The organism is Leptospira bouyouniensis (genome assembly GCF_004769525.1).
GTDB classification, from domain to species: Bacteria; Spirochaetota; Leptospiria; order Leptospirales; family Leptospiraceae; genus Leptospira_A; species Leptospira_A bouyouniensis.
In genome coordinates, this window is sequence record NZ_RQFT01000012.1 from 401,178 (window position 1) to 414,024 (window position 12,847).

Consider the following 12,847-nt stretch of genomic DNA (forward strand, 5'->3'; position numbering starts at 1 on the left):
AACGATGAGTAAACGGTCTATTGGAATTATTTCGGTTTGTAGTTTTTTCTTAGTTTTATTTGGAATTACCATTTGGAAATTTTCTTCCAGTAAAACCAAACAAACAACTGTTGTGTCAAATTCTGATTTTGGCAGTTCAGAGAAACATGCAAATTCGTTATTTGATGATCCAGAATTTGCAGATGCTCCCAATCCAGAAGAATTGGAATTGGCACAAGCAGAAGTTCTTTGGCCGTTTGCTCTCGAAAAAAAACCAAATCGTAAAGAAGAAATCAAAGAGGAGTGGAGAGATTTTGCGGCGAAATATCCAAACAATTTCTACATTCCTCGTGAAATACGTGCACCTATGACGGAAAAACAAGAGAAAGACCAATTGGAAATGTTGGATTCTTTTACGGCAATGGATGCCAGTTTTTCTGCAAATGTTTCAAAAGAAAAATGGTCAGACAAACCATCAACTGAAGAACCAAATGTAAATGAACGACCTTCTGCAAAAACTCAAAAAGCATATTTCGATTTTAAGATCAACGAATTGGAATCTAGGATCCAAATGGTTGAGTATTGGTTAGAAAATAAAAAACCTAATAGTGATGTGAAAGGTTCTGCAGAGAAAGATTTACAAATCTGGAAAAAAGAACTCGCAACACTCAGAGAAGTAAGAAACCAAGTACCTAATAGTTAATCTTTCAACCAATTTCATCAAAAGCCTCTTATTGGTTAAGAGGCTTTTTGTTTTACAATTCTCAACTCATATTGATAAGTAACCTCATGCGCTTTTTTCTTCAATTATCCATTTTACTGATTATATTCTCTTTAAGCCAAAATTGTTTTGGTGGACCTAACGAACCTGAAACTCCGGAGGTTATCCCTGTGGAAGAGGAAATTCCAACGGAAGTCCTTCTGAAAACTTTAGAATCTGGATCTAATTTTGATCGAGGCCAAGCGGCCATCCAACTTGGGAATCGAGGGGTAACAAAAGCAATTCCAACTCTTCGAAAGATGTTAAGTGATAAAGATCCTGGTCTCAGAGCAGGGGCTGCCATTGCATTAGGAGATCTAAAAGATAAAAATTCTTCTTCAAATATTGCCAATCTAATGTGGTCAGATACAGAAAATCCAAAGGATGTGTATTTGGATGCACTGACTCGTATGAAAGATACATCAGTTGCTTCTCGAATTTATCCTTTGTTAAATGATGAAAATGCTACACTCCGATTGCAAACTGTGGATGCTTTGGTTCAAATTGGTGCAACTTCTGTTGGTTCTCAAATTCTGTTAATGGCGCAGAAAAACAAAAACAGAGAGAAAGATAAAACATTTGCGATGGCACTTGGAAAACTAAAGGTTTCTTCCGCTGAAACATATTTGATTGGACTCACAAAAATTCAGGATGAATCACCAACACTTGCCGCTTCATACCTTGCGCTTGGTAGGATAAACGCGAAAAATGCAAACGATGTTTTGATTTCAGCTTTAACTTTACCATATGATAAAGGGAAGGAAAATGCATCAATGGCACTCATTGAAATTGGAAATCCTTTGGTTGTTCCGAAAGTATTTAGTGTTTTAAAATCAGAGAATTTAGAATCTAAAATGTATGCTACTGATGTATTATGTGCAATCCCTTCTAAAGAAGCATCAAAACTTGCTTTCGCATTATTAAATTCTGAAGAGACAAAAAACTGGGGTTATGCGGCAAAAATTATTGGAAGGCAAAAATACAAAGAAGCAAAAAATCGTTTAGAAGAACTACTTGTGAAACCAAGTACACCAGAACGGGACAATTTTGCGGAGGCACTTGGTTGGATTGGGGATCCAAGTTCCATTCCTGTTTTAAGAAAAATATTGTTATCTGGTGAAAAGGAAGGGCCTTATGGTTCTGCTTGGGCACTCGGTGTAATGGGAGCAAAAGAAGCAGTTCCTGACCTATTACTTGCCTTAGACAAAGGTGATGCTAAACTTATGAGTTATGCTTTAGAAGCTTTAGGATCCATTGCCGATCCCAGCAGTTTACCAAAACTAAAAGTACTTTTGAATGATCGTCCTAAAATGGCTCCACAGATTTTATCAACGGTTGCACTTATTCCTTCTGAAGAAGCAAGACTTCTAATCGAAGAAGCAACAAAATCGAAAAATGCAGAAGTGTATCGACCTGCGATGGAAGAAATTGCAAAACGCAAAGATAAAAAATCTATCCCAGTACTGATTCAATTTACTAATGGTGATGATGCCGAAAAACGGAAGTTAAGTTATTATGCACTGACTGCTATTACGGGTCAAAAATTTAGAACAGCAAAAGAATGGAATGTTTGGGTGAAAGACAATCCATAACTTAATTTGAATTTTAGTCTATTTTTAAGAAGATTCGTGGATTAAAAAGGACTTCTGGAGATTTGTGGATGCATCCGTTGTTTGGATCTTCTGGGTGCAAATCTCCTTTCATTAAAATCACATCAAAATTTTCAGTTTCTCTGATCAGTCGAAAATCTTGAATGACATGATTATTCCGTCCGCAACCTAAATGACTTCTATCGACACTCGAATTTGGAATCCATAATGTACCTGGACCCTTATATGTGCACATCATACGATATGATAAAAAATCTACATGAAACAAGGGACATTGCATTTTGTTCACTGTAGTGATTTGAATTGTATGATGTTTTTTGTTCGTTATATTTGCAAAGATAGAAGAAAGTTTTTTGATTTCATTTGCAAATTCAAGATTTGATATATTATTATGAATTGGTAAAAAATGCTCTACTCGATCTATATCCTCTGCATCAATTTCAAATGAAAAATTTTTATTGTTTATGATCGAATCTAAATATTTTATTATATTTTTAGAGGGTCTACGTTTCCAAATACTTACATTAACACCTTTTCTTTGGATTTCATTAAAAACTTCTATTTGAGATGAGATTCTGAAACTTTCGACAACTTCTAAAGAATTGTGCATTAGGAAGATAGACCTTTTTCTAATCGATTTAAAAATCGTTTTATGTTTGGCACACCATACTGTTGTTTTGGGATATAACTTGCGATGAATTTTCCATTTTTTAATACAAAGAGTCCATGAGCCAATCGATGTGAATTTGTGACCCCTACACCTAATTTTTGTTTAAATGTAGTAACTTCATCGGTATCACAATTTTGAAGTGAATAACCGTTTGCTTTCAGTTGTGGATGTAACTTTTTGATTTCAGTCCAGGAATTAATTCCACAGGAAGCAAGATGAAAAATTTTAGCTCTTATGTTTCTTTTCGAAATTTCTTCTTCTAAATTTAAAACTTGTGTAGAGCAAGCAAACGATTTCACATTGGGTAAGGTGGAAAGGAATACTAGTCCCTTTATGTTCTGTAAATCAGGAAATTTAGACTTTGTATTGAGTGCAGGTTTAAATCCAAATTTCCCTTCTATAGGATCCCCAAGTTTTGGTCTTCTGCCAGTGAGCTCCACTGGCAAATCTCCTAAATAAACTTTCATTTGGAAACAACCTCAGTTTCCTCATTAATATCCGTATCTTGTCCGGCAGAGGATATCATTTCATCCCAATTCGGGAATGGGTCTTCTAATGTTTCCCAAAATTCGGGTCCCTTTTTGTATTCCTCATCAGTTAATAGGCATTTGTCGAGAGATGCCCTGATTTTTTTTTCATTCATATCCCGACCTATAAGGACAATTTCTTGCCTACGATCTCCCCAAGGTTCTAACCAATGTTGTTTTAAATTTTCCAATACGTCTGGATCATCGGGAATGTCTTCTTCTCTGATACTTGCCCACCAGTAACCTTCTGGTTTATAAGATGAAAGAAACCCAGCTTGTGAATAGAGTAATACCCAATCCATTTTGGACGCAAGCCAGACAAAACCTTTTGCTCTGACAAGGCCTTCTTTTTCAGAATCCAACCAATCATAAAAACGTTTCGGATGCATAGGCCTTCTGTTACCGTAAACAAAACTTTTGATTCCATACTCTTCCGTTTCTGGAACATGTTCTCCTCTTAATTCTTTCAGCCACAACGGGAATTGACTGGCTTTATCAAAATCAAACTTACCTGTATTGAGAACTTTATTGAGAGGTACTTTTCCAAAATCTGTCGTTATAATTTCGGCTTCTGCATTTAATGAGCGTAAAATTGTCAGTAGTTTGTTCTTTTTGGTTTCCGATAAAAGGCTAATTTTATTGACAACTAAGGTATTAGAAAATTCCACTTGGTCAACAAGTAAGTCCACTAGGTCTCGATCATCTTCTTCACCAGCACCTAATTCTCGTTCTTTCAGAGAATCTAAACTCTCAAAATCCTTCAGAAAATTCACTGCATCAACAACCGTGATCATTGAATCAAGTTTTACAAGATCTTTCAAACTAACACCAGTTTCATCTTCAAAGGTAAAGGTTTCTGCGATTGGTAAAGGCTCTGATATTCCGGTGGATTCTATGAGAATCGAATCGAATCGATTTTCCTTTGCAAGCTTTGTGACTTCAATCAAAAGGTCTTCGCGTAAGGTGCAACAAATACATCCATTGGACATTTCTACAAGTGATTCGTTTGTTCGACTGAGGGAAGCACCGTTGGCAACTAACTTTGCATCAATATTCACTTCGCTCATATCGTTGACAATGACTGCCACACGAAGTCCATCTCGGTTCGAAAGAATGTGATTGAGTAGGGTTGTTTTGCCTGCTCCCAAAAATCCTGATAAGACTGTGACGGGTATTTTTTGATCCATTGGAATCCACCTTCTGCAATTAAGTTGCATTTAAAAACTGCTGGATTTTTTGTCAAATTCAAATGCAACAAAGTTGCAGAAAATTTGGAATGGATTTCCAAAAAAGCTAATTTGGATGAAAGCTGGTTTAGAGGTTATTTTTACATTGAATAAAAAAATAAAGTGACCGTAAGGGTTCGTTTGGTTTCCTTAAGACGGCAGATTAATTCATGAAAGACTATTTTTTTTCCGTTTTTAAAACCAATCCCCTCGAAATGAAGGGACTCAATGGGATCCGTGGAATCGCTTTTTTTATGGTGATTTACACTCACATGTTCAGGCCATATAAATATTTTGGTTTTCACGAACCTAACGTCTGGATTGAAAATTTTTTAAACAATGGTTCCTTATGTATGGATGCCTTTTTTGTTTTAAGTGGATATTTGATTGGCGGACAATTATTAAAAGAAAAAATTAAAACAAATTCAATCAATTATGGGAATTTTATCACAAAACGTGTGTTAAGAATTTTTCCACCTTATTATATATTCCTAACATTTCAATTTATAATTATCTATAATCTTTCAAAATTCGCTACTGATGAACTTGTTAAAACAGAATCGCTTCAGTTGTTGAAAAGAGTTGTATGGGATTATGCATATATGAGTGATTATTTTGCAGGTATAATGATTCATGGATGGTCACTCAGTGTTGAAGAAAAATTTTATATTTTGTTACCGATTTTACTTTTTTTAATTTTAAAACTGAAACAAAAAAATCAAATCCTGTTTTCACTCAGTATTCTAGTGATTTTACCAACTATCTTTCGATTGATTCAATTTTTGCAAATCAGCCCTGAAAATTTGAGTTTTTGGACATATTCAGTTACTTTTTATTATCCATTTCATTCGAGAATGGATGGATTGTTTCTTGGTGTCCTAGTTGCAGCGATACAAATTTATTATCCTGAAAAAATCGATAAATTTTTGAAGGATCGAAATTCAATTTATTTTGTTTTGTTGTCTTTAGTTACTTTATTATCAATTATGTTTTTCACATCAGAAGATAGACCCGATTTATTTACCTGTGTGTTTCGATTTCTTTTTGCGTCTTTGGCTTGGTCCATTATCTTAATCAAAACCTTGGATGAAAAAAGTTGGACTGCAAAAGTTTTGTCAGTACCAATCTTTTCTCCTGTTGCAAAATTATCCTATTGTGCCTATATCATTCATTTATTATGCTTAGGTTTTCTTTCAAAAAAATTCATTGGTTACCATAAAATTCACTACTATGAAATCATAATCTGGACAATTCCTATTGGTGTTATTATCCTCGGTTATGCGTATTTATATTATCTAATGACTGAAAAGCCATTCCTCGCTTTGCGGAATCGATTATTAAACAAAAAATAAAAAACTAGGATTCAATTGAATTGTTAATGATTGCTTCCCCTGTAGTTTTAATAGAGGAAGTTTAACAAGAAAGATGCCATGGATGAATATAAATTAAAATCTGCAAAAATCATCAATACCATTCGTTTTATTTTATTTGGTATATATGTATTAGGAATTTTGGGGAGTCTGGGATCCATTCGTCCTGACCAATTGGTAGTGATGGTAATCTCCACTACCTTGTATGGAGTGTTAGCGTTTTTTCAATTGTATTTGTTCCACAAACAAAAAAATCCATATCCTTTTTGGTTTGTAGTAGGCGATGTGATCCTTGTAGGTCTTTCTACATGGGGCCAATCCATGATTACCTTGGATTTATCAGCAGCGGCCTTAAAAATTGGAATCAATTATACAATTTGTTTTTTTCTGATCCTATATTCTGGTTTTTTGTTTTCTGCAAGGCAAACGATTATTGTTGGTTGTTTACTTATCATCATTCATATTGGGTCCTTGTATTTTTCATATCGTGAAGGTGTGAATTTTGTGGACCGAAATGATGTCCACCATTTGGCACATTCGGTTTCATTGCCGATTGAAATTGTCAAAGTAATATTTTTGATTTTAGCTACATACTTTATGAGTAAGATGGTTGGTCTCCTCACATCAATTCGAGAAGAAGCACTGAAAGGGAAAAAAGAAGCAGATGCACATTCTAAAGTGGTATCGGAACAAAAAGAAGCAATGGTCGAAACGGGAGAAAACCTAAACCAGTCTGTTGCCGCCTTGAAAGTGTTTACCGATGATCTGAATGGACTTGTACAAAATCAGGCAGCATCTATAGAAGAAATCTCTGCCTCGCTTACAGAAATCGCTCAATCCACAGAAAATTCTTTTTCATTTGTCAAAGACCAATACCAACGTATCGAAACTTTAAATGAAGAGAGCCAAACTTTAGAAGGAATTGTCACGACGGTTAGAAACGAAATTGAATTGATCTCTGGTCAAATTAGTGAGTCTTCAAAATTTAGTAATCTTGTCACTTTGGCTATGGAAAATTTAAACAATATACTTGCTGAAGTAAGTTCTAGTTTCCAAAAAGTCGAAGATGTCAATCAAATCATGAAAGAAATTGCGGATCAGACCAACTTACTTGCCTTAAATGCATCGATAGAAGCCGCAAGGGCAGGGGAGCATGGAAGGGGTTTTGCGGTAGTAGCACAAGAAGTTGCAAAACTCGCGGATAATTCTGCATCCAATGCTAGTATTATTTCCAAAACCATTCTAAAATCTAAATCTGATTTGATGAAAGGGAATTTATCTGCAAAAGAAGCTAATTCGCTGGCATCTAACCAAGAAAAAGAAATGAAAAACATCCAATCCAAAGTCATTTTGTTCAATGAAAAGATTATCGATATGCAGAAGTTAAATGCAAGAGTTGTGGAATCTCAAAAAGAATTAAAAGATATTTCTTCCCAACTGGAAATCATTGCCAAAGAACAATCCATTGGAAACAGGGAAGTGATGCGTGCGGCTCAAAATATTGAAGATGCTGTCCAAGTGGTAGCAGAAAATACAAGGGTCCTTGCCGAACACATCGAAGACATCCAAGTCCTTGCCAATCGGATTAAATGATCCTTGTTTAACACCATTAACTTAACGGATTGGACATTCGTTCAGAAAAAGCTCAGGGAAAATTATTTGTAATTCTTTTCGTGATATTTAACTGTGAGTGAAAGTCCTGGTCTGGAGCCAATAATTGTATGATATCTAATAACTATTTTAATGATAATGATGATTTAATTGATCATTTTGATTCACTCACACCTTGGAATGAGGTGGTTGATCAATACGAACAAGGGTTTGAAGATTTTGCCGAATTTCAAAAAACAGGGAAAGAAGAGTTAGCTTATGCCCCTGGCAATTATGAAGATGCAATCGAATTTTACCGCTCCACATTGGAAGCAGGTGGGGACATTGCAGGGAATGACATCTCTCAAATCGCAAAACAAATGGATGAAGAGGGACTCAAATACAAAGACGGACAAGTTGGTTTTCCAAAACCAATGTTAGACGTAGTTGAAAAAATTAAATCTGCAGGTTTATTGCCGTATGGAATCCATAGACATTACGGTGGGCTTGGATTACCTTCTGTTGTTCAATCGATGTTATCTGAATGTGTATCACGTGGTGATGGATCACTTGCCATCACACTTGGTTGTATGAACCTTGCGGAAACTGTCGAACGATTCGGTACTGAAGAAATGATTCACGAATATGTGCCAAAAATGGCAGCTGGTGAACTTTGTGGTGCGATGGCACTTACAGAACCCAATTATGGTTCAGACCTTCCGAACATACAAACGAAAGCTGTAAAAGGCGAAGATGGTGTTTGGAGAATCACTGGAACCAAACGTTTCATCACTCACGCATGTGGATTTGGTAATGCACCTTCGATCATTTTAACGTTAGCACGAACAGGATCGACAACGAGTGGTGCTCGTGGACTTTCTTTTTTCTTAGTTCATTCCAAAGATGTCTTTGTTGCCTCCATTGAAAAGAAAATGGGACTCCATTGTTCTCCTACTTGTGAAGTGGTTTTCGAAAATGCTCCAGGAATTCTGATCGGGGATGAAGGAAAAGGCCTTGTGAAGTATTCCATGGCGATGATGAACCAAGCACGTTTAAACATTGCTGCGCAAGCGATGGGCATTGCGACTGCTGCTTATTTCGAAGGGAAAAAGTATGCAGAAGAACGAGTCCAATTTGGGAAAACAATCAGTAACATCACCGCTGTCAAAAAGATGATAGAACGAATGGAAAGAGAAGTGGCGGCCATGCGTTGTATTTTATACGAAGCAAGTTTTGCTGTAGATCAGTATAGATGGAAAGAAGAACGAGGAAAAATGAAAGGTCTTTCCGAGAAGGATATCAAAAAAGATGAATCCTTCAAAAAATGGGAAAAACTTGCCTCACTTTTCACACCACTTTCCAAATATTACATCACTGAAATGGCAAACGTTGTCGCTTACGACGCTTTACAAATCCATGGTGGATCTGGTTATACGGAAGACTATGATGTTGCAAGGTTGTATCGTGATGTAAGGATTACAAACATCTATGAAGGAACGACTCAACTCCAAACTGTAGCTTGTATTGGAGGGATTGTTTCTGGTATGACAGATACCGGAATTTACCGTGAATATTTAAAATCGGAAATGTCCGGATTTGTGTCTTCTTCCGAGTTAAACGATCTTTTCAAACAATTTGAAACAGTTGTGGCTGAGTATGCAGAAATTGATTCGACCCCACTGCGCGAAGAATTAGCTTTTGAAGTGGTAGAATCGGCAGCAAGATTTCATAACAGTTTGTTACTCGAAAGGAGTATTGGTAGGTCAAAAGTAGAAAGAAGAGCACACCGTAAATCGCTGACTGAAAGTTATATTTTGGATAGTGCGGCAATCCTTGCTTCTAACCTAACCAAAATTCGTGGAAAGAAAAAAACTCCAGTCACTGCATAAGGAAAATTTAAACCATGCCTTACTTCCCTGTTACGCTTGTTTTGCGGGGGGAAATGAGGCTGGTATTTCCGCAAATCTTACCGACACTCGAATTTCCTCTCCTTTTTCATGGAGGGGGGATTCATTCCCACCAATCACTGATTCAGAAACTCCAGAACATCTAAAACAAATTTCTGATTTAGGAATTCCTTCCATTTTTGATATCCACACTCATTTTTTTCCTGAGACCATCATGAAGTTGATTTGGCGATGGTTTGACAATGATAACTGGGCTATCGGCTACCGATTGCCGGAGATAGAACGAGTGAAACGTCTCCACCATAATGGAATCAAGGACTTCACGACTCTCAACTATGCGCACAAAAAAAATATGGCTGCCTCACTCAATGATTGGACCTTTGCGAATTATAAAAATTGGGACGGTGCCATTCCCTTCGGAACGTTTTATCCAGAAGATGGTGTACTCCAGTATGTGAAACAAGCCGTGGAAGATTACAAGTTTCTTGGTTTTAAGCTCCATTGTGAAGTTTCTAAACTCAATTTAAATGATCCTGAATTAACCGATTGTTTTTTGTATTTGGAAAAAAAAGAAATTCCCATTGTCATCCATACTGGGACGGCACCACTTCCAGGTGAATTTACGGGAATTCAATTTTTTAAACCGTTTATCCAATCCTATCCGAAATTACATGTGATTGTTGCCCATATGGGTGCCCATGAAATATCCGACTATGCATCGTTACTTGGTGATTATCCGAACTTAGCACTGGATACAACCATGGTATTTGTTGACTTTCTTGCCACAGGGAAAGCGGATGATGTGGATGCAGTGGTCCCTCTTTTGGAAACCTACCAAAACCAAATTTATTTTGGATCGGATTTTCCCAATATCCCTTACAATCTAAACCACCCCATTTCTAAACTTCTTGGCTTACCAATCTCGGACAAAGCCAAACAAAAAATCCTATACCAAAACGCAAAAAATCGATTTTTCAAATGAAACGTGGTTGCATTTGCAACAGCGTTGCAAATGATAGGCAAACAGAGGTAGTTATGAAATTCTTAAAACCAATCATGATTTTTACGGTTCTTTTTTCTCTGGGCAATTGTGCTGAGTTATTTTCTTCAAAAGAAGATAATAATAATGATCAAGTAATTCTTGCGTTGCTTGCCGGAACACGTTGTCCTTCTACGACGGTAACAACCCCAACCAATGGAACTCGTTTCGATTTTGCAAATTGTTCTGGAGATGCAAACTTAGCGCTTTCTGGTTCTGGATTCCAAGCCAGTAATGTCACTTTAAGCGGTGGATTGGTTGGTACGAGCAATAATTCAACTATCGTTACCAATGCTTCTAGTCTTTCAAATTCTGGCGGAAATAAAAAAGCATCAATCGAAATTGTTTATCAATTGAATGCGGCTTCATCGTCGATCTCCGCAATTTTACCTTCCACTACTTCCTTTGCTGGACCTGGTTTTTCCTTACTGCCTACAACAGCTCAGAAATTGGTGGATGGAACTGCATCTGCATTTGGTGGAGCTGCTGCTACTTGGGGCTCTTCCGTTGGTCAAGATAAGACTCTCTGTTTAGAAGTTCATCAAGAAGGAGCCGGTGCTCATATTTTTGGTTGGCAAGGAGCATGCTCAACTATAGATCGAGGTAGTTACAATTTTGAAGAAGAAGATGTAGTGGTAAGTTTAGGGGGAGATAGGATTGCCCTTCGAATTAATGGAGCAACCATTAAAAGTTTGACCATTTACAATCAATCCATCGGAACTGCTGGTTCCTTCCAATAATGACATCGTCAAAATCACACTTGATTTAGGATAAAGTCAGGAAAAACATTTAAAACAGTGAAACTCGGATTTTCTAAATTTAATTCTTTGGCGCGACTGGTGGGATTGTTCCTGCCAGTTTTTTTTGCGTTTTGGTTGTATGCAGACACCAATGATTGGGAAAAAGAATTGGAGGATCCTAAGGATTCCAAAACAAGTTCCACAAACAAATCAAATCCAAAGAACGTTAACACAGAAGATTGGGAAGCCGAACTCGACAAAGACTTAAAAGACCAAGAAACTCGTAGTAAAGTAACAGAAGGTAGTCGGGGTGTGACATCCAATGTCCAACAACCGAACCAAATCAATCGTTCCGCACAAAATCTGATGATGGATGTTTCGGCAGCCATTGATATCGTTGGTGCTTGGGACAGAAACAAACCAAGGGGCACTGGGGAACGCATCGATAACAAACTGGATGTACGATCAGCTGAGTTTGGATTCACTGCAGCTGTTGACCAATGGATGCGAGCCAATTTCCTTGGAGCAGCGCACGGGGAAGATGGTAAATACTACTTCGAAGTCCATGAAGCCAATGTACTGTTTCCTTTTTTGCCGTTTAACACCTCGTTGAAAGTGGGACAAATGTTTATCGATATCGGACGGTTGAATCGTATCCATTTGCATGATAGGCCTTTTACCATGAACCCCATTGTCCATGAGAAATTCATTGGATTTGAGTCTGCGATGGATACGGGTGCCGAGTTTAGTGTCTTACTCCCTTGGAAATGGATCACCCAGGAACTCGTGCTAGGTGCCACAAATGGAAAAAAATGGGGACATTCCCATTCGGAAGGCCAACAAAAAAATAACCCGATGGGTTATGCCCACCTGAAACATTTTTATTATTTTGGAAATAACTGGGGGACTCAATTTGGATTCTCCGGCGTACGTTTTGAACCAACAACGGATAGGCGAAACCAAAGATACTTATATGGAATGGATGCTGTATTACGTTGGAATCGTTCTAATCTCCGAGAACTCATGATCATGTCTGAAGGTTGGTACCAACAAGAAATTTTCCCTGAACAAATGGACCCAAGTACGTACCAAAGGTCAAAAGCCCCATCTCGCGACCAATGGGGGTATTACTTTTTTGTGGATTATAAATTCCACCAACTTTGGTCTCTCGGGTATCGTTATGATTATTTTACTGACAAATCACTAGTCGACAAAAATGGAAAACTTGCAGACAATGCAATCGAAGCACATTCCACTCAAATCACATTCCATAGTTCTGAGTTTGGACGGATTCGAGGCTCTGTGGAAAGGCGTTATATCCAGGATTTTTCCAAAACGGAATTCCAAGAACAAAGGGAATGGAGATTTTATGTGCAAGCCGTGGCCATTTTAGGATCTCATCCAGCACATAGTTATTAAGAGGAAAGAA

At 37.3% G+C, this 12,847-nt stretch carries 11 protein-coding genes; 8 read left to right on the plus strand and 3 right to left on the minus strand.

The features are described from left to right. Positions 1–4 precede the first annotated feature (4 nt). Entirely contained in the window at positions 5–682 is a 678-nt protein-coding gene (locus tag EHQ43_RS16075; RefSeq protein WP_135771717.1) for a hypothetical protein, read from the plus strand. An 86-nt stretch (positions 683–768) separates the two neighbouring features. Beyond that, the gene (locus EHQ43_RS16080) at positions 769–2,331 is read left to right on the plus strand and encodes a HEAT repeat domain-containing protein (RefSeq protein WP_135771718.1); all 1,563 of its coding nucleotides are present in this window, start codon (positions 769–771) and stop codon (positions 2,329–2,331) included. Positions 2,332–2,344: 13 nt separating this feature from the next. On the opposite strand, the gene EHQ43_RS16085 is transcribed toward EHQ43_RS16080, so the two are convergent. The 3 genes from EHQ43_RS16085 to zigA are packed head-to-tail and all read right to left on the minus strand — an operon-like array spanning position 2,345 to position 4,733. Further along, a complete protein-coding gene (locus EHQ43_RS16085; RefSeq protein WP_135771719.1) occupies positions 2,345–2,959 on the minus strand; it encodes a DUF1826 domain-containing protein in 615 nt (204 codons plus the stop codon). Beyond that, the gene (locus EHQ43_RS16090) at positions 2,959–3,486 is read right to left on the minus strand and encodes a hypothetical protein (RefSeq protein ID WP_135741581.1); all 528 of its coding nucleotides are present in this window, start codon (positions 3,484–3,486) and stop codon (positions 2,959–2,961) included. The genes EHQ43_RS16085 and EHQ43_RS16090 overlap by 1 nt, the downstream gene beginning before the upstream one ends. Beyond that, positions 3,483–4,733, minus strand: coding sequence for a zinc metallochaperone GTPase ZigA (zigA, locus tag EHQ43_RS16095; RefSeq protein ID WP_135741582.1), 1,251 nt, complete (start codon positions 4,731–4,733; stop codon positions 3,483–3,485). The genes EHQ43_RS16090 and zigA overlap by 4 nt, the downstream gene beginning before the upstream one ends. Positions 4,734–4,942: 209 nt before the next feature. Here zigA and EHQ43_RS16100 point away from each other — a divergent pair, with 209 nt between their 5' ends. From EHQ43_RS16100 to EHQ43_RS16125, 6 genes are all read left to right on the plus strand, one after another. Continuing rightward, positions 4,943–6,124 carry an acyltransferase family protein gene (locus EHQ43_RS16100; protein WP_135771720.1) on the plus strand — a complete coding sequence of 394 codons (1,182 nt, stop codon included), beginning with the start codon at positions 4,943–4,945 and terminating at the stop codon, positions 6,122–6,124. A gap of 78 nt (positions 6,125–6,202) precedes the next feature. After that, positions 6,203–7,735, plus strand: a complete 1,533-nt coding sequence (locus EHQ43_RS16105; RefSeq protein ID WP_135771721.1) for a methyl-accepting chemotaxis protein — start codon at positions 6,203–6,205, stop codon at positions 7,733–7,735. Positions 7,736–7,863: 128 nt separating this feature from the next. Beyond that, a complete protein-coding gene (locus tag EHQ43_RS16110) occupies positions 7,864–9,621 on the plus strand; it encodes an acyl-CoA dehydrogenase family protein (protein WP_135771722.1) in 1,758 nt (585 codons plus the stop codon). Positions 9,622–9,685: 64 nt separating this feature from the next. Then, positions 9,686–10,621 (plus strand): amidohydrolase family protein, encoded by a 936-nt coding sequence (locus EHQ43_RS16115; protein ID WP_167481819.1) that lies wholly within the window; start codon positions 9,686–9,688, stop codon positions 10,619–10,621. Between the two features lie 53 nt (positions 10,622–10,674). Next, positions 10,675–11,418: a hypothetical protein gene (locus tag EHQ43_RS16120; RefSeq protein ID WP_135741587.1), complete on the plus strand. Its 744-nt coding sequence runs from the start codon at positions 10,675–10,677 to the stop codon at positions 11,416–11,418. Positions 11,419–11,517: 99 nt separating this feature from the next. Then, entirely contained in the window at positions 11,518–12,837 is a 1,320-nt protein-coding gene (locus EHQ43_RS16125) for a TonB-dependent receptor (RefSeq protein ID WP_425269659.1), read from the plus strand. Positions 12,838–12,847: the final 10 nt, after the last annotated feature.